Annotated in this window: 18 protein-coding genes; 11 read left to right on the forward strand and 7 right to left on the reverse strand. The window is 69.6% G+C overall.

The window, feature by feature from the left end; translation table 11 throughout:
- Positions 1-2: 2 nt before the first annotated feature.
- Positions 3-1,295: an HNH endonuclease gene (locus ACN27E_RS25210; protein WP_422745704.1), complete on the reverse strand. Its 1,293-nt coding sequence runs from the start codon at positions 1,293-1,295 to the stop codon at positions 3-5.
- 34 nt (positions 1,296-1,329) lie between these two features.
- Positions 1,330-1,848, reverse strand: a complete 519-nt coding sequence (locus ACN27E_RS25215; RefSeq protein ID WP_422745706.1) for a SixA phosphatase family protein — start codon at positions 1,846-1,848, stop codon at positions 1,330-1,332.
- A 123-nt stretch (positions 1,849-1,971) separates the two neighbouring features.
- On the opposite strand from ACN27E_RS25215, the gene ACN27E_RS25220 reads away from it, so the two are divergent.
- The 3 genes from ACN27E_RS25220 to ACN27E_RS25230 all read left to right on the forward strand — a co-directional run bounded on the left by ACN27E_RS25220 (position 1,972) and on the right by ACN27E_RS25230 (position 6,577).
- Positions 1,972-3,123, forward strand: a complete 1,152-nt coding sequence (locus ACN27E_RS25220) for a metallophosphoesterase family protein (protein WP_422745708.1) — start codon at positions 1,972-1,974, stop codon at positions 3,121-3,123.
- Positions 3,120-5,768 (forward strand): AAA family ATPase, encoded by a 2,649-nt coding sequence (locus ACN27E_RS25225; protein WP_422745710.1) that lies wholly within the window; start codon positions 3,120-3,122, stop codon positions 5,766-5,768. The genes ACN27E_RS25220 and ACN27E_RS25225 overlap by 4 nt, the downstream gene beginning before the upstream one ends.
- A 182-nt stretch (positions 5,769-5,950) precedes the next feature.
- Positions 5,951-6,577 (forward strand): hypothetical protein, encoded by a 627-nt coding sequence (locus tag ACN27E_RS25230; RefSeq protein ID WP_422745712.1) that lies wholly within the window; start codon positions 5,951-5,953, stop codon positions 6,575-6,577.
- 39 nt (positions 6,578-6,616) lie between these two features.
- On the opposite strand, the gene ACN27E_RS25235 is transcribed toward ACN27E_RS25230, so the two are convergent.
- The 5 genes from ACN27E_RS25235 to ACN27E_RS25255 are packed head-to-tail and all read right to left on the reverse strand — an operon-like array spanning position 6,617 to position 12,265.
- Entirely contained in the window at positions 6,617-8,284 is a 1,668-nt protein-coding gene (locus ACN27E_RS25235) for an ABC transporter family substrate-binding protein (protein WP_422745714.1), read from the reverse strand.
- A gap of 11 nt (positions 8,285-8,295) precedes the next feature.
- Positions 8,296-10,131, reverse strand: a complete 1,836-nt coding sequence (locus ACN27E_RS25240) for a dipeptide ABC transporter ATP-binding protein (RefSeq protein ID WP_422745715.1) — start codon at positions 10,129-10,131, stop codon at positions 8,296-8,298.
- Positions 10,128-11,015: an ABC transporter permease gene (locus tag ACN27E_RS25245; protein ID WP_422745717.1), complete on the reverse strand. Its 888-nt coding sequence runs from the start codon at positions 11,013-11,015 to the stop codon at positions 10,128-10,130. Before ACN27E_RS25245 ends, ACN27E_RS25240 begins: the two co-directional genes overlap by 4 nt.
- Entirely contained in the window at positions 11,012-11,989 is a 978-nt protein-coding gene (locus ACN27E_RS25250) for an ABC transporter permease (protein WP_422745719.1), read from the reverse strand. The genes ACN27E_RS25245 and ACN27E_RS25250 overlap by 4 nt, the downstream gene beginning before the upstream one ends.
- A 42-nt stretch (positions 11,990-12,031) precedes the next feature.
- Positions 12,032-12,265, reverse strand: coding sequence for a hypothetical protein (locus ACN27E_RS25255; RefSeq protein ID WP_422745721.1), 234 nt, complete (start codon positions 12,263-12,265; stop codon positions 12,032-12,034).
- A 166-nt stretch (positions 12,266-12,431) separates the two neighbouring features.
- On the opposite strand from ACN27E_RS25255, the gene ACN27E_RS25260 reads away from it, so the two are divergent.
- The 8 genes from ACN27E_RS25260 (at position 12,432) to ACN27E_RS25295 (ending at position 23,318) form a co-directional block, all read left to right on the forward strand.
- Positions 12,432-13,136 carry a response regulator transcription factor gene (locus tag ACN27E_RS25260; RefSeq protein WP_422750111.1) on the forward strand — a complete coding sequence of 235 codons (705 nt, stop codon included), beginning with the start codon at positions 12,432-12,434 and terminating at the stop codon, positions 13,134-13,136.
- Entirely contained in the window at positions 13,111-14,673 is a 1,563-nt protein-coding gene (locus ACN27E_RS25265; RefSeq protein ID WP_422745723.1) for a sensor histidine kinase, read from the forward strand. The genes ACN27E_RS25260 and ACN27E_RS25265 overlap by 26 nt, the downstream gene beginning before the upstream one ends.
- Positions 14,670-16,487 (forward strand): ArnT family glycosyltransferase, encoded by a 1,818-nt coding sequence (locus ACN27E_RS25270; protein ID WP_422745725.1) that lies wholly within the window; start codon positions 14,670-14,672, stop codon positions 16,485-16,487. Before ACN27E_RS25265 ends, ACN27E_RS25270 begins: the two co-directional genes overlap by 4 nt.
- A 56-nt stretch (positions 16,488-16,543) precedes the next feature.
- Entirely contained in the window at positions 16,544-17,785 is a 1,242-nt protein-coding gene (locus tag ACN27E_RS25275; RefSeq protein WP_422745726.1) for a glycosyltransferase, read from the forward strand.
- A gap of 43 nt (positions 17,786-17,828) precedes the next feature.
- Complete coding sequence (locus ACN27E_RS25280) at positions 17,829-19,697, forward strand: ArnT family glycosyltransferase (RefSeq protein WP_422745728.1); 1,869 nt, start codon at positions 17,829-17,831, stop codon at positions 19,695-19,697.
- A 104-nt stretch (positions 19,698-19,801) separates the two neighbouring features.
- Positions 19,802-20,731, forward strand: coding sequence for a sulfate adenylyltransferase subunit CysD (gene cysD / locus ACN27E_RS25285; RefSeq protein WP_422745730.1), 930 nt, complete (start codon positions 19,802-19,804; stop codon positions 20,729-20,731).
- A complete protein-coding gene (gene cysN, locus ACN27E_RS25290) occupies positions 20,731-22,581 on the forward strand; it encodes a sulfate adenylyltransferase subunit CysN (protein ID WP_422745731.1) in 1,851 nt (616 codons plus the stop codon). Before cysD ends, cysN begins: the two co-directional genes overlap by 1 nt.
- Positions 22,578-23,318, forward strand: a complete 741-nt coding sequence (locus tag ACN27E_RS25295; protein ID WP_422745732.1) for a 3'(2'),5'-bisphosphate nucleotidase CysQ — start codon at positions 22,578-22,580, stop codon at positions 23,316-23,318. Before cysN ends, ACN27E_RS25295 begins: the two co-directional genes overlap by 4 nt.
- Positions 23,319-23,328: the final 10 nt, after the last annotated feature.

The raw sequence follows: 23,328 nt of genomic DNA on the forward strand, positions 1-23,328 counted from the left end.
AATCATCTGCGTAACGGCCTGTGGTGAGCGGATATCAGCCTGCAGCGGATCCGGATCCGAGGCCGGGTGATGTGGACGGGATGGTGGCCGGGTGCGGCGGGGGCAGTGCTGGTGTAGCGGTGTCCGGTGGGGGTGATGAAGGTGGCGCTGTGCCGCCCCTGGCCGGCCGTGGTGGCGACGGTCCAGCCGGGGGTTTCTTTGGTGTAGTTGCAGCCGGCGCATTCACCGAGTGCGTTGTCGGCGCTGGTCGGTCCACCGAAGGCGTAGGGGCGGGCATGGTCGTGGTGGCGGATCGGGGCATCGCAGTAGGGGGTGCGGCAGGTCTGGTCGCGAAGGTCGATGAAGGTGGCCAGGCCCTTGGGGAAGATCCGGGCTCGCGAGTCCATCGCGACCAGCGCCCCCGTGTGTGGCCGGGTGTAGAGCCGGCGCAGAGTGGCTCGGGTGCGGGAGTCGGTGGCGGCGTCGGTGATCCAATGCCGTGCGGTACCCGCCGGAACAGGCCCATAGCCGTGCAGGTGCGCCGGTTCTGTGCCGCCGCCCAGCAGGGCGTCATCGGAGATGGCCAAGTTCACCGTGATCGGTACCGGGGCGTCCGCCGGCCGGCCGGTGAGTCGTTCATAGGCGGTGTCCGCCATGACCTGCGAGTGTGACCGGTCGTCGACGGTGGTGTCGGCCGCCCGTTTCAAGGCAGCGTAGATCGCCACCCCCTGGGCGACGGGCAGCAGCAGCGTCACGTAGGTCATGCAGTCCGGGGCGGGGCGCACGCTGACACGGCGATCGGTGGCGGCGTGGGCGGCGCGATCGACCACGGCCTGGGCGTCGAGACGGTAGGCGATCCTCTTGGCTTCTGCTGTTAGCCGGGTGTCGCCCCAGCCCGCGAGCCTGGTGGGGTCGGCGCACAGCTCGGCGTCGAAGCGGCGCCGGTCGTTGACGCTGAGGCAGGCTGATTCGCGGACCAGCAGGGTGGCCCGCCATTCCGACAGCATCCCGGTCTGTAGGGCGGCCAGGGTGTGGGGCATCTCGTGGACCAGGGCGCGGGCGAATCCCAGATGGCGTCCGCCCCGGGTGGGGGAGTCGCGTCGGGCCAGGGCGATCTCGGCGGCCAATCCGCGGCCCCGCTTGGCGGGCGGAATCCCCGCGGCGGCGTCAGCGGCGCGGCGACGAGCGTCCAGCAGCGCGGTGGCCCGGGCTTGGCCGGCCGCGGCGGCGGCTTTGGCGGCTTCGAGCGCCGTGAGCCGCGCCACCAGCGCAGCCTCGTCGGCTGCGTCGTCCACCGAGGCCAATTCTTCGAACATGCGTGCGACTGTACGGCCGCGCACCGACAGCAGATCAGCGCGGCACGTGGAACGTGATCAGTGCAGCGCCGCCGAGCGTCAGTCGCTCCCAGGTGTGCGCGGTCCGTAGTTCGGCGATAGCCGATGTCGGGTACTTGCTCGAGAGGGCCTCAGCGGCGGCATGATTGCTGCCGTCCAGGTCGGCGAGGCCGAGCGAGACCCGTGACATCGCCGGTTCGTGGCCGATCACCAGGAGGGTCCGCACCGGATGGTCGAACAGCTCGGGCACCCGATTGATTTGATCGATCACTTCTCCCGGCGTCGCATCGTAGAGGCCGTCGAGGTAGCACACGGGTGCATCGATGCGAGCGCGCTGCAACGTCTGCCGGGTGCGGGTCGCGGTCGAGCACAGCACCGCCTCGATGACCGGCGCATGCGCACGCAGATACTCACCCGCCAGTCCGGCCTCGCGCACCCCGCGCTCGGCCAGCGGACGCTCGTGGTCGACGACGCCGGACGGATACCCGGACTTGGCGTGGCGCAGCAGCAGGAGGGTCCGGAACTCGGTGCTCACGGTCACCACGCTATGCCAGCGCGGCCACATGCCGATCGAGGTCCGCAGAGTTGTCGGCGGCCACACCTAGACTCCGATGCGCACGACGACAACGCTGATGACGAGGGGGAGGACGGGGTTGCGATGAAGTTCATCCACACCGCCGACTGGCAGCTGGGCATGACCCGCCACTTCCTCAACGGCGAGGCGCAGCCGCGGTATTCGGCGGCCAGACGCGACGCCGTCGTCGCCGTCGGTGACCTCGCGGCCACCGCCGGCGCCGAATTCGTCGTGGTCGCCGGCGATGTGTTCGAGCACAACCAACTGGCCCCCCGCGAGGTCAGCCAGGCGCTCGAAGCGATGCGCACCGTCGGTGTCCCGGTCTATCTGCTGCCGGGCAACCACGACCCGCTGGATGCGGGGTCGGTGTACACCAGCCCGTTGTTCGCCGACGAATGTCCCAGTCACGTCACGGTTCTCGATCGGGCCGGGGTCTATCAGGTACGGCCCGGTCTGGAGATCGTCGCGGCACCGTGGCGGTCAAAGGCGCCGACATCCGATCTGGTCGGTGACGTGCTCGCCGGACTACCCGCCGACGGCGTCACCCGCGTCGTGGTGGCCCACGGTGCGGTCGATCTCATCGATCCGGGCAAGGACAAGCCCTCGCTGATTCGTCTCGATGCGGTGGAAGCCGCTTTGGCGCGCGGTGCAGTGCACTATGTCGCTTTGGGCGACAAACATTCCCGCACCTCGGTGGGTGCCACCGGGCGGGTCTGGTACTCCGGCTCACCGGAAGTCACCAACTACGACGACATCGAAAGCGACTCCGGCCACGCGCTTGTGGTTGACATCGACGATCAGGAACCGCACCGGCCGGTTCGGGTGGATGCCGAACGCCTGGGCCGGTGGAAGTTCGTCACCCTCACCCGGTCGGTCGACGACCGCCGCGATATCGCCGATCTGGACTTGAACCTCGACCTGATGCCCGACAAGGAACGCACCGTGGTGCGTATGGGCCTGACGGGTTCGTTGACGGTCACCGACAAGGCGGCACTCGATACCTGCCTGGACCGATATGCCCGGCTCTTCGCGGCGTTGACGGTGTGGGAGCGCGGTACCGACATCGCCGTGCTGCCCGCCGACGGTGAATTCGACGACCTCGGCATCGGCGGTTTCGCCGCCGCGGCGGTCGACGAACTGGTCGGGCTGGCCCGCGCTGACGGCGACGGCGCCGAAGATGCGCGCGCGGCGTTGGCATTGTTGCTGCGTCTGGTCGACAGGAGTGACGTCGCATGAAGCTGCACCGGCTGGTCCTGACCAACTACCGGGGCATCAGCCACCGCGAGATCGACTTTCCCGATCACGGTGTGGTGATCGTCAGCGGGGCCAACGAGATCGGTAAGACGTCCATGGTGGAGGCCCTGGATCTGCTCTTCGACGCCAAGGATCGGTCGTCGAAGAAGGAGGTGAAGCAGGTCAAGCCGACCCACGCTGACGTCGGGGCCGAGATCACCGCCGAGATCAGCGCGGGTGCCCACCGGTTCGTGTACCACAAGCGCTTCCACAAGAAGCCCGAGACCTGGCTGCACGTGCTGTCGCCGCAGCGTGAACAGCTGACCGGCGACGAAGCACACGAGCGCGTGCTGAAGATCCTGGCGGACTCGGTGGACATGGATCTGTGGCGGGCGCAGCGCATCTGGCAGTCGGCGTCCACGGCAGCGGTCGAACTGTCCGGATCGGACGCGCTCTCGCGTGCGCTGGACGCGGCTGCTGGCGAGGCGGACACCCTGTCTGGCGCCGAGCCGCTGCTCGTCGACCGCATCGACGGTGAATACTCGCGGTACTTCACCGGAACGGGCCGCGCGACCGGTGAGTGGGCGACCGCCGTGAAGCGTCTGCAGGCCGCCGACGCCGAGGTTGCCCGCTGTGCGGCCGCCGTCGCCGAGGTAGAGGTTGCGGTGCGCCGCGACGCCGCGCTGACCGACGATCTCGCCGCACTGACCACACAGCAGGCCGCGGCACAGGACCGGCTCGATGAAGCCCGCGCGGCGGCCGAGTCGTCGGCGGCGCTACGTCGCGAACTCGATGAAGCCGAAGTGGTCTTGACCCGTGAACAGGCCACTCGGGACGCCACGGTCGCAGCCCTCACCGAGCGGCGCCGACTGCGTGCCGAGATCGACGAGCGTTCGGTGGCGATCGGGACGCTCGACGCGGCCGTCGACGCGGCGGTGGAGGCCGAGGCGACCGCGCGTGAGGTGCACGACGTCGCCGAGGAGGAGGCCGAGACGGCTCGTGCCGAGGTCGAACGGTGTCAGGACGCCGCCGACGCCGCACGAGCGACGCTGCAGCGGCTTTCCGACCGCGAGGAGTCCGACCGGCTTGCCGCCCGACTGGCCAAATTGGATGCTGCGGTACAGGAATCGGCCGACATCGCCGACCAGCTGGCCAACATGACGGTGACCGATGCGTTGCTGCGTAGCGTGGAATCCGCGTCACTCGACGTCGAGCGCGCCGCCGGGCAGGCCGACCTCGCCTCCGCGCGAATCGAACTGGCCGCGTCCACTGACGTAGCGGTGACCGTGGGGGGTGAATGCGTCGTCCTGGGCCCGGGAGATACCTGGTCGGTGAGCACCACGTCACCCACCGACCTCGCGGTGCCCGGCACGCTGACCGCGCGTATAGTGCCGGGAACTCCGGCCGTCCAGACCCAGGCCCGGCTGGACGAGGCCCATGCCGTGCTCACCGCGGCGCTGCATGCGGCCGGCGCGCAGGACCTGGCAGGTGCCCGGGACCTGCACGCGCGCCGTCGGGAACTCAGCAGCAGGCGGGATGCGTTGCGCGCAACCGTCGATGCGCTCAGCGGTGACGACACCGTCGACGCGTTGCGTGGGCGCCTCGCTGCGTTGCTGTACGGGCAACCTTCCGACGCGACGCTGTTCGAGCTCGACGGCCCGACTGATGTCACCGCGGCGCGCAGTGCACTGGAATCGGCGCTGGGCGCACACAAGCAGGCGATCACCGCCTGCGAGACGCATCGCAAGGTCGCCGTGGCGGCCGCCAAGCGGATGGCGGAGGCGACTCTGCGCACGACCGTTGCCCGCGAGAAGGTCGCGGTGGCGCGTGCCGAACTCGCCGCTGCCAGCGAGCGTCTCAGTGCGGCGCGCGCCGGCGTCGACGATGCCGCCCTCGCCGTGCGTGCGCAGATCGAGGGCGAGGCTGCCGCGCAGGCGGCGGCCCGGGTCGAGTTGTTGCGGGAGCAGTGGACCGCCGGCGCGCCGGACGCGGTGGCAGCGGCGTACTCCGACGCGACGCGTGCGGCGAGCGCGCTGGAAGCCCGGTGCCGTGAGACGTCAGAAGCACTGCGGGAGATCAGCGCGACACTCAAGGTGTACGGCACCGAGGGTCGGCAGGGCCGCCTGGACGCCGCACGTACCGAATACGAACACGCCCACACCGACCACGCCCGGGTGCACCGGCGGGCCAGGGCCGCGCAGATGTTGCGCGATGTGATGAGCCGGCACCGCTGCGCGACGCGTGAACGGTATGTCGAGCCGTTCCGGCGTGAGGTGGAACGGCTCGGTCGCGTGGTGTTCGGGGAGACCTTCGAGGTGGAGATCGACAGTTCATTGTCGATCTGCAGCCGCACTGTTGCCGGCCGCACGGTTGCCTACGAGTCGCTGTCCGGCGGCGCCAAGGAGCAGTTGGGGATCGTCGCGCGACTTGCGGGTGCGGCTCTGGTGGCCAAGGAGGACGCGGTGCCCGTGGTGATCGACGATGCGCTCGGGTTCACCGATCCCGAGCGCCTGCTGAAGATGGGATTGGTCTTCGACGTCGTCGGCGGGGGCGGACAGGTCATCGTGCTGACCTGCAACCCCGAGCGCTACAAATCTGTGGACTCCGCCCACCGCATCGAATTGCTCACCGACGCAGCCGCCGGCTAGCAGCGGGTCGAGGTAGGTCCGCGACCTGAAAGCGGTTCGCGCGAGCTCGATTGGGGGCGCTGGGCCGCCTGCAGGTCGGCCCCTGCAACGACCGTGACGAGCACAGTCGTTCCGCGTTTCACGTGAGGTTCGCGTGAAAACGGGTATGGGCCAGGTGAGTCACAGGTGAAATGGAGGCCATGGTGTCATCAGACGATAACGGCGCGCCCCTGCAGCAGCGGGTGGCCGAATTCCTCGCCGCTGCTGCTGCGTCGCTGAGTGAATTGGCGCAGCGCGCCCGCGACCTCGTCGAGGGAGCCGCCGACAAGGTCGGAATCGGTTCCGGCGAGGGCGATTCGGAGTCCCCCGGTTACCAGACCGCGGCCGCGTTGCCCGCCGCCGGAGGGAACGAGGCCGTGACGAAGAAGGCGCTGCCGGCCTCGACGCCGACGGCCGGAAGCCCCCCATCCAAGCCGGCGCCGGCCAAGAAGTCTCCGGCCAAGAAGGCCACGGCTCCGGCCAAGAAGGCCGCGGCTCCGGCCAAGAAGGCCGCGGCTCCGGCCAAGAAGGCCGCGGCTCCGGCCAAAAAGACCGCGGCTCCGGCGAAGAAGGCTCCGCCAGAGAATGCCCTGGTAGCCAAGAAAGCCCCGCCAGCCAAGAAGGCTCCGCCGGCCAAGGCCGCCGAGACTGTGACGCCGGCGAAAAAGGCACCCGCGAAGGCACCGGCGAAGAAGGCGCCCGCGAAGTCTCCGGCGAAAAAGGCGGCCACCACCCAAGCGCCGGCGAAAAAGGCGGCCACCACCAGAGCGCCGGCGAAGAAGTCGACCTGACCCGGTCCGGCGGGGCGAGCCCTCGATCCGGGCGGCGACCTACTTCATGAAGCCGATCTTGGTGTAGTCCAGATCTCCGAGGCCGGCGGGGCCGAAGTTCGCCAGACTGCTGCGTACCGCGACGTTGCCGGGGGACTGGAACAGCGGCAGGCTGAAGCCCTCGGCCCAGATGAGCGTGTCGATCTCGTTGGCCATCTCCCGCGCCTTCTCCGGATCGAGTTCGTCGAGCATCGCCTGCACCTTCGCATCGATGTCCGGCGAGCTGATCTTGCCGAAGTTGCTGTCCGCGCCGGTGGTGTAGATCTGGGTCAGGCAGCACAGGGCGAATGCGTCACCTACCCAGGAGAACTGGGCAATGTCGAAGTTGCCGACGGTCACCCAGTCGGTGAAGAAGCCGGCACCGGGCTTGGCTTCGAGCTCCAATTTCACCCCGATCTGGGCGAGATTGTTCTGCGCGATCTGGGCGATCTGCCGGGTGGACAGCGAATCGTAGAAGATGTCACGGATGACCAGCTGACGGCCGTCCTTCTCGCGGAACTGCCCGTTCATCCGCCAGCCGAGCGCGTCGAGCTCCTCGGCGGCCTTGGCCGGATCGTAGGCGACCACACCGCTGTTGTCCTGGTAGCCCTGCTGTCCGGCCACGAAGACGTGGTTGTTCAGTGGTACCGGATCGTCGGCGAGTCCGCGCAGCGTGATGCTCGCGATCGCCTGGCGGTCGATGCCCTTCTGCACCGCGACGCGCAGATCCCGGTCCGCCAGGATCGAGCCGGGCGCCCCGTTGAAGGTCATGTGGTACCACTGCGCATTGGGCGCCCGGCGGATCGAGATCCCGGGGGTCCGCTGGGCTATGGTGACCTCGTCGAGGGTGGCCACCGGTGTCGCGTCGATGGCGTTGTTCTGCAGCGCCGGAATTCGGGCCGCATCATCGAGCACGGAATACGTGACGCTGTCCAGCAGCGGCTTCGCACCCCACCATTTGGGGTTGCGGGTCAGGGTGATCCGCTGGGCGGTGCGGTCCAGGTCGGACACGATGAACGGCCCCGCGGACGGGCCGGGCCCGTTGAGCTGACCCTTGTTGAATACCTCGGGATTCTCGGTCATGCTCTTGGGCAGCAGCATCGTGTTGCCGGCGAACATGCCCTGCCAGTCGGTGAACGGTTCGGCGAACGTCACCACCGCCTGCCGGTCGTCGACGCCACGGGTCACCGAACCGACCCGCTCATAGCCCGCCGAGCTGGCGATCGCATAGGCCTTGTCCTTGCCGCTGGCGGCATTGACCTGGCTGGCGATGTCCTCCCAGGTGATCGGGACACCGTCGCTCCACACCGCTTTCGGATTGATGGTGTAGGTGACCACCTGCGGGTCCTCGCTGGTCAGTTCGACGTTGGTGAAGTAGTCGTTGTTGACCGTCATCGAGCCGTCGGGTCCGATGCGGTAGGCACGCGGCAGCGTCCAGCGCATCAGCGCCCCGAGGGTGCCGTCGTTGCCATCGATGTGCAGCGTGTTCCAGTTCGGCGGAAACGCAGGCAGCGCCAGCCGCAGATTGCCGCCCTCGCGCAGATTGGCAACGTCTTGCGGGTTGATGTCGTTGGTGGCGCCGACCTCGGCTGCTCCGCCCGCCGCGGGCGTCTCCTGCTCGCCGCTGGAGCAGCCCGACAGGGCCAGAGCGACAATCAGGGCGGCGGAGAGCAGGCGTCGCAACGTCATGCGCACAAACTCTAACGCCGGTGTCGATTCGGTTGGGGAACCGCCGCCAGCAGCCGTCGCGTGTAGTCGTGTCGCGGTGCGGTGAACACCTCGTCGCTGTCGCCCTGCTCGACGACCGCGCCCTGATAGAGGACCACCACCCGGTGAGCCAGGTGCCGCACCACCGACAGGTCGTGGGAGACGAACAGGTACGACAGCCCGAACTGCTGCTGCAGGTCCAGCAGCAGGTTGATGATGCCGGCCTGGATCGACACGTCCAGCGCCGACACCGGCTCGTCGAGCGCGAGAATCTTCGGTTGGGTGGCCAGTGCGCGGGCGATTCCGATGCGCTGCTTCTGTCCACCGGAGAACTCGGCGGGGTAGCGGCCGGCGTCCTCTCGGCGCAGCCCGACGATGTCGAGCAGTTCGGCCACCCGGGCATCGATGCCGGCCCGGTCGAAGCCGTTGGCGGTCAACGGTTCGGCGAGCACCTCGAACACCGGCAGGCGGGGATCCAGGGCGGCGACGGGATCCTGGAACACCACCTGCAGATCGGCGCGCAACGCCCGCCGGGATCTGGCGTTCAGGGTGGCCACGTCGGATCCGAGGACCTCGATCGATCCGGACTGTGGCGGCGCCAGCTCCAGGATCTGGTGCAGCGTCGTCGTCTTGCCCGAACCGGACTCCCCGACGATGCCCAGCGTGCGACCCTGCTGCAGCTCGAGGCTGATGCCGTCGACGGCGCGCACCTCGCCGATGGTGCGCCGGAACACCACGCCCTTGGTCAGCGTGTAGGTCTTGACCAGGTCCCGCACCCGCAGCACGGTCGGCGTGTCTCCGGTCTGCTCCGCCGACGGGGCCGCCGTGGAGACGCCGTAGACGTCCGGCGCGCTGCGACCGGCCACGTGTTCGGTGCGGATACACGCCGCCCGGTGCCCTTCGGCGACGTGGACGAGTTCCGGTTCGGCCGTGCGGCAGTCATCGATGGCCAGCGGACATCGGGGGGCGAACGGGCACCCCGGCGGGAGGTCGGTCATCGACGGCGGAGCGCCCGGGATCGGCACCAGACGGGCGCCCTGCGCGGCGTCGAGCCGAGGTGCCGAACCCAGCAGGCCGACGGTGTAGGGCATCACGCGGTGCTCGTAGAGCGTTGCCACCGAGGCCATTTCGACGGCGCGGCCGGCGTACATGACCAGTGCCCGGTCGGCGAACTCGGCGACCACCCCCAGATCGTGGGTGATGATCAACACCGCTGCGCCGGTGACGTCGCGGGCGGTGCGCAGCACGTCGAGGATCTGCTTCTGCACCGTGACGTCGAGGGCGGTGGTGGGTTCGTCGCAGATCAGCAGGTCCGGATTGTTGGCGATCGCGATGGCGATGACCACGCGTTGGCGTTCGCCGCCGGACAGTTCGTGCGGGAATGCCCGCGCCCGACGGTCGGCTTGTGCGATACCGACCAGCTCGAGCAGTTCGACGGCGCGGTGGCGCGCGGCCCGTCGGCCGAGGCTGCGGTCGTGCACCAGCAGGGCTTCGGCGAGCTGATCGCCGACGGTGTAGACCGGCGTCAGCGCCGACATCGGATCCTGGAACACGGTGCCGATCCGGCGGCCCCGGATCTGGGAGAGCTGCGCGTCCGAGAGCCCGAGCAGTTCCTCGCCGTGCAGCCGCACCGATCCGGATACCTCGGCGTGTTCGGGCAGCAGCCCGGCCACCGCCATCGCGCCGGCGGTCTTGCCCGCACCGGATTCGCCGACCAGCGCCACCACCTCGCCGGCGTCGACGTGGTAGTCCAGACCGCGCACCGCCGGCACCCGCTCGGTGTCGGTCGCGAACGTCACCGTCAAACCGGAGACCTCGAGCAGGCTCATGTGCGCCGCCGTTTCCGGGCGGGCCGCGAACCCGGATCGAGCGCATCCCGCAGACCGTCACCGATCAGGTTGGCGCACAGCACGATCAGCACCAGTACCCCCGCCGGAAACAGGAACACCCACGGGAACGTGGTCACCGAGCCGGTGCCATCGGCAATCAGCGTGCCCAGCGACACGTCCGGGCGCTGGACGCCGAACCCGAGGAAGCTCAGCCCGGTCTCGGCGAGGACGGCGACTCCGACGTTGAGCGCGGTGTCGATGATCAGGATCGAGGCCACGTTGGGCAGGATGTGGCGCACGATGATCCGCCAGTGCGGCACACCCATGTAGCGGGCGGCGACGACGAATTCGCGGTCGCGCAGGCTCATCGTCAGGCCGCGCACGATGCGCGAGCTGATCATCCAGGAGAACGCGGCAAGCAGCACGATCAGCCAGAAGATGGTCCCCGATTGGCGGGTACGCGGCGTGACGATCGCGATGAGGATGAAGCTCGGCACCACCAGCAGCAGATCCACCAGCCACATCAGCGCACGATCGCGCCAGCCGCCGAAATAGCCCGCGATCGCCCCGACGGTGGCGGCGATGATGGTCGAGATGAAGGCCACCGCGACCCCGATCAGCAGCGACTTCTGCATCCCACGCAGCGTCTGGGCGAGGATGTCCTGACCCAGGCCGTTGGTGCCGAACCAGTGCTCGGTGGTCGGCGGCTGCTGCAGCGCGTAATAGTCCAGCTCGGAGTAGCTGTACGGGAGCAGGGGCGGCAGCAGATAGCAGCCGGCGAACAGCAGGACCAGCACGGCGAGCGACACCACCGCGGGCCGGTTACGCAGGAACCGGCGCAGCACCAGGGTGCGCCGGGTCGCGAAGCGCTCGGTGGTGGTCATCGCACCCGCACCCGCGGATCCAGCGCGGCGTAGATCACGTCGCTCAGCAGACCGGCCAGCAGGACCGTGGCGCCGGTGAAGACGGTGATGGCGGCCACGATGTTGGTGTCCTGGGTCGCGATGCCCTGCACCACCCATTCGCCCATGCCGTGCCAGCCGAAGATCTTCTCGACGAACACCGAGCCGATGACCAGGCTGCCGACGCTGTAGGCGAACAGTGTCGCCATCGGGATCAGGGCCGTGCGCAGCCCGTGTTTGAACAGCGCCTGACGCCGGGTCAGCCCCTTGGCTCGTGCGGTGCGGATGAAGTCCTGCCCGAGCACGTCGAGCATCGCGTTGCGTTGATAGCGGCTGAAGCCGGCGATCGCGGTGAGTGCCAGCGTGAAGGTCGGGAGCACGAGATGCTGCAACCGGTCCACGAACTGCTGCCAGGCCCCGCCCGCGACATCCGGAGAGGTCTCCCCGGTGTATTCGAACAGCTGCACTCCCAGCGCGGAATTGGCGTTGAGCGCCGCCAGGATCAGCAGGTTGGCGATGACGAACGTCGGGGTGCTGATGATCAGCAGGGACAGCACGGTGATCACGCGGTCGGACAGCCGGTACTGGCGGATCGCGCCCCACGCACCGACCACCACCCCGATCACGGTGCCCAGAATCGAGCCGATCACCACCAGACGCAGGCTGACCCCGATGCGCCGCCACAGCTCGGCGGCCACCGGCTGCCCGGCCACCGTGGTGCCGAAGTCGCCGGTCACCGCGCCGCCCAACCAGTGCGCGTACCGCAGTGGGATCGGCTTGTCGAGATCCAGTTCGGCGGCCTTGGCGTCGATCACTGCCTGAGCAGGCCGCGGATTGCGCTGCAGCAGACTCTCCAGCGGTTCGAACGTCAGCGAGGTCAGGGTGAACGTCAGAAACGAGGCCAGCGCCAGCAGCACGACGTAGTTCAGCAGCCGGCGCGCGAGGAAACGCGTCACCGGCGCCGGTCCGCCGGGTGGTGGGGCTGCATGCCGTAGAGGTTAGAAGACCCCTGGGCCCACCGTCGGAGCGCCGCCCGGCCCGGGCGCGTCGGCCATCCCCGGCGGCGGCCCCCAGCGCCCCGGCCCCGGACCGGTCGCGCCGTGGTCGGTGGCGGCATAGATCACGCCGCCGCCGAGCACTCCGATCAGCACCGCCACCGCCACGGCGGCCGCTGTCTCGCGTGCGCTCCACGTCGACGGCGCGGGTGCGCCCCAGATCTGTTCGCTGCTCATGGCGACACTGTGCGCCCCGAGTGTGGGTGTCGGCTGTGTGGGCGATGTGCGTTCGTGCAGCAGCTGCCGCTTCACAGCTGCGGCATAGAAATCACACAGGGTCCGCCTATCGCCGCGGCGAATAATGGCCGTCATGAGCGCGAACCAGACCACCGAACGGTCCGTCATGCGCCGCGCCGACGGGAATCCGGTCCGCGTCCTCGTGGTCGACGACGAACCGGTCCTGGCCGAGCTGGTCTCGATGGCGCTGCGCTACGAGGGCTGGGACATCGCCACCGCCGGCGACGGGGCGACCGCGGTCGCGCTGGCCCGCGAGAACCCGCCCGACGTCGTCGTGCTCGACGTCATGCTGCCGGATATGAGCGGACTGGAGGTGTTGCGCATCCTGCGCCAGCAGACCCCCGGGCTGCCGCTGTTGCTGCTGACGGCCAAGGATTCGGTCGAGGACCGCATTGCCGGGCTGACCGCGGGCGGCGACGACTACGTCACCAAACCGTTCTCGCTCGAGGAGGTCGTGCTGCGGCTGCGCGCACTGCTGCGGCGCACCGGTGTCGCCGAGACCGGCGGCGCCAAGATCGTGGTCGGTGACCTGGTCCTCGACGAGGACAGCCACGAGGTGACCCGCGGGGGTGACCTCATCACCCTGACCGCCACCGAGTTCGAACTGCTGCGGTTCATGATGCGCAACGCCAAGCGGGTGTTGAGCAAGGCGCAGATCCTCGACCGCGTGTGGAGCTACGACTTCGGCGGCCGGTCCAACATCGTCGAGCTCTACGTGTCCTACTTGCGCAAGAAGATCGACAGCGGGCGTGAGCCGATGATCCACACGCTGCGCGGCGCGGGCTATGTCCTCAAACCCGCCGGCCGCTGAGGGCCGGACCCGCCTGCGCTCACCGCGAACGTGGACGCTGCGGGCACGGCTGCTGGCCACCCTGATCGCGCTGCTGGCGCTGGTCTGCGCCGCGGTGGGGGTCGGTACGGAATTGGCGCTGGAACGGTTTCTGACCCACCAGCTGGACAACCAGCTCCACGAGACGGCGCGCCGCTCGGCCGGGCTGTTCGACTTCGGGCCGCCGCCGCCCCCGCCTCCTCCGCTGCCTCCGGGCTTCGGCCCCCCGCATCGCATGATCCCCCGCGACGCCATGGGCCCCGGCCCCGACTTCCTGAACGCCCCCGGGCAGGCGGCCCGCACGGTCGGCGTGGTCGTCGCGCAGGGCACACCGGTCGACGCGGGCGTGATCACCGCCGACGGCACCCGCGCCGAGATCAGCGCGGCGGCTGCGCGGCAGCTCGCCGCCATACCCCCGAACGACGAACCGCAGACCCTCGAGGTGGACGGTCTCGGGCGCTACCGGGTGATTGCGCTGCCCGCCCGCCGAGGTCAGGTGATCGTCACCGGGCTGCCGACCGCCGACGTCGACGACACGCTGCTCTCGGTGCTGTGGATCTTCGGCGTGGTCGGGGCCATCGCGCTGGCCGCCGGCGCCACCGCGGGTGTGGTCATCATCCGCCGGCAGCTCGAACCGCTGTCGCGGGTATCGGAGGCCGCACGGCAGGTCGCCGATCTCGAACTGGAGCGCGGCGAGGTCCGGCTACCGACACCGATCGTCGACGTCGACCCGGCTGGTGCGCACACCGAGGTGGGTCAGCTGGGCACCGCGCTCAACCGCATGCTCGACCGTATCGCCGGGGCGCTGTCGGCCCGGCACGCCAGCGAGACCCGGGTGCGCCAGTTCGTCGCCGACGCCAGCCACGAGCTACGCACACCGCTGGCCGCCATCCGCGGTTACACCGAACTGGCGCAACGCAGATCCGACGTGCTGCCCGATGACGTCGCGCACGCGATGAGCCGGGTCGAGTCCGAGACCGGACGGATGACCCAGCTGGTCGAGGACATGCTGCTGCTGGCCCGCCTCGACACCGGTCGGCCGCTGGTCCGGGAACCCGTCGACCTGTCCCGGCTGGTCGTCGACACCGTCAGCGACGCGCACGCCGCCGGACCCGAGCACCGGTGGTCACTCGATCTGCCGCCGGAGCCGGTGGTGATCGAAGGCGACGAGGCGCGGTTGCACCAGGTGCTGGCGAATCTGTTGGCCAACGCCCGCACGCACACCCCGCCGGGCACCTCGGTGACCATGGGTCTGGCCGTCGGCGCCGACGACGGTGCCGTGCTGACGGTCACCGACGACGGGCCGGGCATCCCACGCTGGCTGCAACCCGAGATCTTCGAACGGTTCGCCCGCGGCGACAGCTCACGCTCACGGCGCGGGGGCAGCACCGGGCTGGGGCTGGCCATCGTGGCGGCGGTGGTTCGCGCGCATCGCGGCACCATCGGGGTCGACAGCAGGCCCGGGCACACCGAGTTCGTCGTCCGGCTGCCCGCATCTGCCCAGCAGGCGTCGCAGTGACTCGCACCCACCTGCACCGGGCGGCGCTGGTCGCGCTGCTGGCCGGCACCGCCGTGCTCTATCTGTGGGATCTGTCCTCCAGCGGTTGGGCCAACGCGTTCTATTCCGCTGCCGCGCAGGCCGGCTCGCAGAACGGGACGGCCATGTTGTTCGGCGCCAGCGACGCTGCCAACGCGATCACCGTCGACAAGACGCCCGCCGCCCTGTGGGTGATGGACGTATCGGTGCGGCTGTTCGGTCTGAGCCCGTGGAGCGTGCTGGTTCCGCAGGCGGTGATGGGCATCGCCGCGGTCGGTGTGCTCTACGCGACGGTGCGCCGGGTCAGCGGCCCCGGGGCGGCGCTGCTGGCCGGTGCGGTGTTCGCACTGACCCCCGTGGCGGCCTTGATGTTCCGGTTCAACAACCCCGATGCGCTGCTGGTGCTGCTGCTGGTGACCGCCGCCTACTGCGTGCAGCGCGCCTGCGAGCCCGACGCCAGCCGGTGGTGGCTGGTGGCGGCGGGGACGGCGGTCGGGTTCGGATTCCTGGCCAAGATGCTGCAGGCGTTCCTGGTGCTGCCCGGGTTCATCGCCGCCTATCTGCTCGCCGGGCACCACCGTTTGTGGGGACGGCTGACCGGTCTGGCCGCCGCCGCGACGGCGATGCTCGTCGCCGGGGGGTGGTACCTGGTGCTCGCCGAATTGTGGCCGGTCGCATCCCGGCCCTACATCGGCGGCTCACAGCACGACAGCATCGTCGAACTGGCGCTGGGCTACAACGGGTTCGGGCGCCTCACCGGAGAAGAGACCGGCGGGCTGGGCAATCTGAACCAGGACGCCGGGATCGGGCGGCTTTTCGGGTTCGGGATGGGACTCGACATCGCCTGGCTGTTACCCGCCGCACTGATCTGCCTGAGCGCCGGCCTGGTGCTGACCCGCCGCGCACCGCGCACCGACCCGACCCGCGCCGCCCTGATCGGTTGGGGCGGTTGGCTGGTGGTGACCGCCGTGGTGTTCAGCTACATGAACGGCATCGTGCACTCCTACTACACGGTCGCCCTGGCGCCGGCCCTCGGAGCGGTCGTCGGCATCGGATCACATCTGGTGTGGCGCCATCGATCGCGGCCGCCGTGTGCGGTGGCGTTGGCCGGTGCGGTGGTGCTGACCGCGGTGCTGGCGGCGGTGTTGCTCGCGCGCAACGTCGAGTGGATGCCCTGGTTGCGGGCGGCGGTCGCCGTCGGGGGAGTGGGGGTGGCCGTCCTGTTGATCGTCGTCACCCGGTTGCCGGCCGCCGTGGTGCGGGTGGTCGCCGCCCTGGCGGTCGCGGTCTGTCTGGCGGCACCCGCGGCCTACTCCGTGGCGACCGCCGCGGCCCCACACACCGGCGCGATCCCGTCCGTCGGCCCCGCGCGGGAGTTCGGCGGGATGTTCGGCGGCCGGGGTGGGCTGCTCGATGCGCCGAAGCCGGGCCCGGAGCTGACCGCAGCCGTGGCTGCGGACGCGCACCGCTACCGATGGGCCGCCGCGACGGTCGGATCCAACAACGCCGCCGGTTATCAGCTGTCCGCCGGGGTGCCGGTGATGGCCGTCGGCGGGTTCAACGGCACCGACCCCGCACCCACGCTGGAGCAGTTCCAGCGCCAGATCGCTGCAGGCGACATCCACTACTTCATCGACCGCCCCATGGTCTTCGGCCCCGGTCGCGACGGTGGGCACGGCGGCAGCCGGGCCTCGGCGGACATCGCGGCCTGGGTGCGCGGCACCTTCGCTTCGGTGCGCGTGGACGGCGTCGAGCTCTACGACCTGACCCGGCCGGCCGCCGACGCCCATTCATAGCCGGCACATAGCTTCACCCCACCGGGGTCACAACCAGCCGACTGAGGATGAAGACCATGACAGACACCGTGTTCGTGCCACGCCCCAATGTCGTGTCCGCCGCGCGCGCCGCCGGGGTGCCGGTGCTCGACGTCGTCGTTCCGGTGTACAACGAGGAGATCGCGCTGGCGGCGTCGGTGCGCCGGCTGCACCGCCACCTCGTCGAATCCTTCCCGTTCCCGGCCCGCATCACGATCGCCGACAACGCCAGCGTCGACGCCACCCCCGGCATTGCGGCCGGCCTGGCCGATGAACTGCCCGACGTCCGGGTGGTGCGCCTGGAGGAGAAGGGGCGCGGGCGCGCCCTGCGCGCGGTGTGGTCGAATTCCGACGCGCCCGTGCTGGCCTACATGGACGTCGACCTGTCCACCGATCTGGCGGCACTGGCGCCGCTGGTGGCGTCGCTGATCTCCGGGCACTCCGATGTGGCGATCGGTACGCGGCTGGGCCGCGGCTCCCGGGTGGTGCGCGGCGCCAAGCGTGAATTCATCTCGCGCTGCTACAACTTCATTCTCAAGTCGACGCTGGCGGCCGGGTTCTCCGACGCCCAGTGTGGATTCAAGGCGATCAGGGCCGACGTCGCCCGGCAGCTGCTGCCCCACGTCTCGGACACCGGCTGGTTCTTCGACACCGAACTGCTGGTACTCGCCGAACGCAGCGGGCTGCGGATCCACGAGGTGCCCGTCGACTGGGTCGACGACCCGGACAGCCGGGTCGACATCGTCGCCACAGCGACCGCGGACCTGAAGGGGATCGGTCGGCTGCTCAAGGGCTTCGCCGGGGGAACGATCCCGGTCGGGGTGCTGGCCGCGCAGCTCGCCCCGGCGCCGGTGTCGGCGCCACCACGCTCCCTGCTGCGTCAGGTGGTGCGGTTCGGCGCCGTGGGGGCGCTCTCGACACTGGCCTATCTCGTGCTGTTCGTGCTGACCCGCGGCTGGCTCGGCGCCCAGACCGCGAATCTGCTCGCGCTGCTGCTGACCGCGATCGCCAACACGGCCGCCAACCGCCGATTCACCTTCGCAGCCGCCCGCCCCGGCGGCGGCGCCGGCCGCGCCGCGCGCCACCACGTCGAAGGTCTCATCGTCTTCGCCATCGCGCTGGCCATCACCAGCGGATCGCTGGCGCTGCTGCACACGCTCAGCCCCGCTCCGCACGGCGGGATCGAACTCGGTGTGCTGGTCGTGGCGAATCTCCTGGCCACCGTTCTGCGCTTCGTGCTGTTGCGCGGCTGGGTCTTCCACCCGCGGCGCAACCGCTGACCGGTATCCCACGACCACACCACCACACGACCGAGGACACGATATGACGACGACCGTCGACGCGCGGCCCGAGGATGCGCCCACCAACCCTGCTGAGCATCGGCCGCGGTGGGTGTGGCCCGCGCTGATCGGCCTGTTGGCCCTGACCGCAGTCCTCTATCTGTGGGCGCTGGGTTCCGCGGGCTGGGCCAACGAGTACTACGCGGCCGCTGTGCAGGCCGGGACGCAGAACGCGACCGCATGGCTGTTCGGTTCCTTCGATGCCGGTAACGCCATCACCGTCGACAAACCGCCGGTCGCGCTGTGGGTGATGGTGCTGTCAGGGCGCCTGTTCGGATTCAGCGCCTTCACCATGCTGTTGCCCCAGGCGCTGATGGGTGTCGCCACCGTCGGCACGCTGTTCGCGACGGTGCGCCGGATCAGCGGGCCGGCCGCCGGGCTGGCGGCCGGTGCGGCGATGGCGCTGACCCCGGTGGCGGCGTTGATGTTCCGGTTCAACAACCCGGACGCCCTGCTGGTGCTGCTGCTGGTGGTGTCGGCCTATCTCGTGGTGCGGGCCATCGAGACCGGTGGCATCCGCTGGATGGTGCTGGCGGGTGCGGTCATCGGCGTTGCATTCCTGACCAAGATGCTGCAGGCCTTCCTCGTCGTCCCCGGGCTGGCGCTGGCGTTCCTGGTGGCAGCACCGGTCGGTCTGGGGCGGCGGATCGGCGCACTGGCTGCCGGCGGACTGGCGATGATCCTGTCGGCCGGGTGGTATCTGGCGCTGGTGCAGTGGTGGCCGGCATCGGCGCGCCCCTACATCGGCGGCTCGACCGACAACAGCCTGCTGCAACTGGCGTTGGGCTACAACGGTATTGCGCGCATCGCCGGCGGGGGACACGGCGGTCCCGGCGAGGGCCCGGGCGCGGGTAGGCACCTGTTCTTCGGCGGCGAACCCGGTATCGGCCGGCTGTTCGGCCTGTCGATGGGCGTGGAGGCGTCCTGGCTGCTACCCGCGGCGCTGATCGGTCTGGCGGCGGGGTTGTGGTTCACCCGGCGCACCGCCCGGACCGACATCGTGCGCGCCGGGCTACTGCTGTGGGGCGGGTGGCTACTGGTCACCGGCGCGGTGTTCAGTTTCATGGACGGGACGATCCATCCGTATTACACCGTCGCGTTGGCACCGTCGGTGGCGGCGCTGGTGGGTAGTTCGGTCGCCGAGCTGTGGCGGGGTCGACGGTTCACCCCCGCGCGGCTTGTGTTGGCGGCGATGATCGCCGCCACCGGCGGGTGGGCATACGTGCTGCTCGATCGCACCCCGGACTGGCAGCCGTGGCTGCGCTGGACGGTGCTGACGGTGTCGGTGGCGGCCGCCGGTCTCCTCGCGATGCGTGGCCACCGGCTGGGCCGCGCCACCGCGGCCGTCCTGATCGGCACGGCGCTGGCCGGAATCGCCGCGCCGGCGGCCTTCACGATCTACAACGTGGCCCACCCGGCGAGTGGTCCGGGCGCCATCTCCGGCCCGGGCCGCACCGAAGCATTCGGCGACATGCCGCCGGGTGGGCCGGGCGGACACGGTCCCGCCGGCGAACTGGATGAATCGGCACTGGTGCGCCTGGTCAGCTCGACCCACAACCGCTGGGCGGCCGCGACCATCGGTGCGATGGGAGCGTCGGGCCTGCAGCTGGACTCCGGCGTGCCGATCATGGCGATCGGCGGATTCACCGGCTCCGACGATTCGCCGACACTGGCCCGGTTCCAGCACTACGTCGCCGAGCACGAGGTGCGGTACTTCATCGAGAACGGGCGGTTCGGGCCGCCTGGTGAGCGGGGTCAGGGCGCGGCGAGCGATATCACCGCCTGGGTGCAGCAGCACTTCACCCCGACGAAGGTCGGCGACCGGACGGTCTACGACCTGCAGGCCGGCTGACCGGTGCGGCGCTGCCGTCGGCGTTGACACCATTGCCGGGCCCGGCTACATTTCCTCTTCAAGATTGTAATTCTGGCAAGAAGAACCAACATTACGAGGAAACGATGACAGCCGCTGAGGTCGCCGCTCCGGAGCCCGGCCAGTACGAGCTGAGCCATCTGCGCTCGCTCGAAGCCGAGGCCATCCACATCATCAGAGAGGTCGCCGCCGAGTTCGAGCGCCCGGTACTGCTGTTCTCCGGGGGCAAGGACTCGATCGTCATGCTGCATCTGGCGCTCAAGGCGTTCGCGCCCGCGCGCCTGCCGTTCCCGGTGATGCACGTCGACACCGGCCACAATTTCGACGAGGTGATCGACACCCGCGATCGGCTGGTCGCCGAGAACGGAGTGCGCCTGGTCATCGCGAGCGTGCAGGACGACATCGACGCCGGCCGCGTCGTGGACAACGGCCCGTCCCGCAACCCGCTGCAGACCGTCACGTTGCTGCGGGCGATCCGCGAGAACCGGTTCGACGCCGCCTTCGGCGGAGCCCGCCGAGACGAGGAGAAGGCCCGCGCCAAGGAACGGGTGTTCAGCTTCCGCGACGAATTCGGCCAGTGGGATCCGAAGGCGCAGCGGCCCGAACTGTGGAATCTCTACAACGGCCGGCACCGCAAGGGCGAGCACATCCGGGTGTTCCCGCTGTCGAACTGGACCGAATACGACATCTGGGCCTACATCGGTGCCGAGGGCATCACGCTGCCCGCGATCTACTACGCCCACACCCGTCCGGTGTTCCAGCGCGACGGCATGCTGCTCGCGGTGCACCCGTTCATGGCGCCCCGCGACGGGGAAGAGGTCTTCGAGACCAGCGTGCGCTTCCGCACCGTCGGCGACGTCACGTGCACCGGCTGCGTGGAATCGACCGCGTCCTCGGTGGAGGACATCATCGCCGAGACCGCCGTGTCGCGGCTGACCGAACGCGGCGCCACCCGCGCCGATGACCGCATCTCCGAGGCCGGGATGGAAGACCGCAAGCGCGAGGGGTACTTCTGATGAGCACGCTTCTTCGCATCGCCACCGCCGGCTCCGTGGACGACGGCAAATCGACGCTGATCGGCCGGCTGCTCTACGACTCCAAAGCCGTCATGGAGGATCAGCTCGAGGCCGTCGAACGCACCTCCAAGGAGCGCGGTAACGACTACACCGACCTCGCGCTGGTCACCGACGGGCTGCGGTCCGAGCGCGAACAGGGCATCACGATCGACGTGGCCTACCGCTATTTCGCCACGGCCAAGCGGAAATTCATCATCGCCGACACGCCGGGCCACATCCAGTACACCCGCAACATGGTGACCGGCACCTCCACCGCGCAGCTGGCGATCGTCCTCGTCGATGCCCGGCACGGGTTGCTCGAACAGTCCCGCCGGCATGCGTTCCTGGCCTCGCTGCTGGGTGTGCAGCACATCGTGCTCGCGGTGAACAAGATGGACCTGATCGATTGGAATCAGGAGAAATTCGACAATATCCGCGACGAGTTCCACGCGTTCGCCGCCCGGCTCGACATCCACGACGTCACCACCATCCCGATGTCGGCGCTGCTCGGCGACAACGTCGTCACCAAATCCGACAAGGCCCCCTGGTACGACGGTCCCGCGCTGCTCAGCCACCTCGAAGAGGTCTACATCGCCGGTGACCGCAACCTGGTCGACGTGCGGTTCCCGGTGCAGTACGTGATCCGTCCGCAGACCCGCGACCACGCCGACCACCGCAGTTACGCGGGCACCGTGGCCAGTGGCGTCATGCGGGTCGGCGACGAGGTCGTCGCGCTGCCCAGCGGCAAGACCAGCACCGTCACCGCGATCGACTCGCCGACCGGCCCGGTGGCCGAGGCGTTCCCGCCGATGGCGGTGTCGGTCAGCCTGGCCGACGACATCGACATCTCCCGCGGCGACGTCCTGGCCCGCGCGAACAACCAGCCCCACGTGTCGACCGAATTCGACGCGACCGTCTGCTGGATGGCCGACGGATCGGCGCTCGAACCCGGTCGTGAGTACGTCATCAAACACACCACCAAGACCACGCGGGCCCGCGTGGCGGCGTTGGACTACCGGCTCGACGTCAACACCTTGCACCGCGACAAGTCCGCCACCGCACTGAAACTCAACGAACTCGGCCGGGTCACGCTGCGTACCCAGCAGCCGCTGCTGCTCGATGAGTATTCGCGCAACGCGGCGACGGGATCGTTCATCCTGATCGACCCCGACACCAATGGCACCCTCGCCGCCGGCATGGTGCGTGACACCACACCGGTGGCCAACCGTAGCGCCACCCCGAACACGGTCCGGCACCAGTCGCTGGTCGGTTCCGAGGATCGGTTGTCGAAGGGCCGCACGATCTGGTTCACCGGACTGTCCGGCTCGGGTAAGTCGTCGGTGGCGATGCGGGTCGAGCAGAAGCTGCTCGAACGGGGTTGTCCGGCTTATGTTCTCGACGGGGACAATCTGCGCCACGGCCTGAACGCCGACCTCGGCTTCTCGATGGCCGACCGCGCGGAGAATCTGCGCCGCCTGGCCCACATCGCCTGTCTGATGGCTGATTCGGGGCTGACGGTGCTGGTGCCGGCGATCAGTCCGCTGACCGAACACCGCGATCTGGCGCGCAGCGTCCATCGCGACCAGGGTTATGAGTTCTTCGAGGTGTTCTGCGACACCCCGCTCGCGGACTGCGAGCGCCGCGACCCCAAGGGGCTGTACAAGAAGGCGCGCGCCGGTGAGATCACCCACTTCACCGGAATCGACAGTCCGTATCAGCGACCGAAGAACCCCGATCTGCGCCTGACCCCCGACCACTCGGTCGACGCGCTGGCGCAGCAGGTCGTCGACCTGTTGGACGGGTCGCGATGAGCCTCGACGATCACGAACTGGCAGCCCGGCTGGCCACCCGCGCCGGTGACCTGTTGCTCGACGTGCGAGCCGAATTCGCCGAGGCGTCGGTGGCGGAACGCAAGGCCGCGGGCGACAAACGGTCCCACGAGTTCCTGATGGCCGAACTGGCCGAGGCCCGGCCGGGCGATGCGGTCCTCTCGGAGGAAGGCGCCGACGATCCGGTGCGGCTGCGCACGCAGCGGGTCTGGATCGTCGACCCGCTCGACGGCACCCGCGAATTCTCCGAACTCGACCGCACCGACTGGGCCGTGCACGTGGCGCTGTGGCAGTCCGGCGAGTTGGTCGCCGGCGCTGTCGCACTGCCCGCGCAGAACACCACGCTGGCCACCCCGCAGGTCGCCGCACCCCGGCCGATGCCCGGCGCGCCGCGCATCGTGGTGTCCCGGACCCGGCCCCCGGCGATCGCGCTGGCCGTGCGTGCCGCGCTCGACGGCGAACTCGTCGAAATGGGTTCGGCCGGGGCCAAAGTCGCTTCCGTCGTCCAGGGCATCTCCGATGTCTACGTGCACGCCGGGGGACAGTACGAGTGGGATTCGGCGGCGCCGGTCGCGGTGGCGCGGGCCGCCGGGCTGCACACCTCCCGGATCGACGGATCGCCGCTGCTCTACAACCGCGAGGACCCGAGGCTGCCCGATCTGGTGGTGTGCCGTCCGGAACTGGCCGAGGCGGTGCTGGCGATCACCCGCGCTGGGTAGGCTCGTCGGC

It is taken from the genome of Mycobacterium sp. WMMD1722 (assembly GCF_049315205.1).
Lineage (GTDB): Bacteria > Actinomycetota > Actinomycetes > Mycobacteriales > Mycobacteriaceae > Mycobacterium.

What these genes read in the sequence shown, in the direction of transcription:
- ACN27E_RS25255 (WP_422745721.1), bottom strand. Translation starts at nt 12,265, where the DNA reads ATGAGCAGCGAACAGATCTGGGGCGCACCCGCGCCGTCGACGTGGAGC.
- ACN27E_RS25265 (WP_422745723.1), top strand. Translation starts at nt 13,111, where the DNA reads ATGTCCTCAAACCCGCCGGCCGCTGAGGGCCGGACCCGCCTGCGCTCA.
- ACN27E_RS25210 (WP_422745704.1), bottom strand. Translation starts at nt 1,295, where the DNA reads ATGTTCGAAGAATTGGCCTCGGTGGACGACGCAGCCGACGAGGCTGCG.
- ACN27E_RS25240 (WP_422745715.1), bottom strand. Translation starts at nt 10,131, where the DNA reads ATGAGCCTGCTCGAGGTCTCCGGTTTGACGGTGACGTTCGCGACCGAC.
- ACN27E_RS25235 (WP_422745714.1), bottom strand. Translation starts at nt 8,284, where the DNA reads ATGACGTTGCGACGCCTGCTCTCCGCCGCCCTGATTGTCGCTCTGGCC.
- ACN27E_RS25260 (WP_422750111.1), top strand. Translation starts at nt 12,432, where the DNA reads ATGCGCCGCGCCGACGGGAATCCGGTCCGCGTCCTCGTGGTCGACGAC.
- cysN (WP_422745731.1), top strand. Translation starts at nt 20,731, where the DNA reads ATGAGCACGCTTCTTCGCATCGCCACCGCCGGCTCCGTGGACGACGGC.
- ACN27E_RS25220 (WP_422745708.1), top strand. Translation starts at nt 1,972, where the DNA reads ATGAAGTTCATCCACACCGCCGACTGGCAGCTGGGCATGACCCGCCAC.
- ACN27E_RS25275 (WP_422745726.1), top strand. Translation starts at nt 16,544, where the DNA reads ATGACAGACACCGTGTTCGTGCCACGCCCCAATGTCGTGTCCGCCGCG.
- ACN27E_RS25295 (WP_422745732.1), top strand. Translation starts at nt 22,578, where the DNA reads ATGAGCCTCGACGATCACGAACTGGCAGCCCGGCTGGCCACCCGCGCC.
- cysD (WP_422745730.1), top strand. Translation starts at nt 19,802, where the DNA reads ATGACAGCCGCTGAGGTCGCCGCTCCGGAGCCCGGCCAGTACGAGCTG.
- ACN27E_RS25245 (WP_422745717.1), bottom strand. Translation starts at nt 11,015, where the DNA reads ATGACCACCACCGAGCGCTTCGCGACCCGGCGCACCCTGGTGCTGCGC.
- ACN27E_RS25280 (WP_422745728.1), top strand. Translation starts at nt 17,829, where the DNA reads ATGACGACGACCGTCGACGCGCGGCCCGAGGATGCGCCCACCAACCCT.
- ACN27E_RS25225 (WP_422745710.1), top strand. Translation starts at nt 3,120, where the DNA reads ATGAAGCTGCACCGGCTGGTCCTGACCAACTACCGGGGCATCAGCCAC.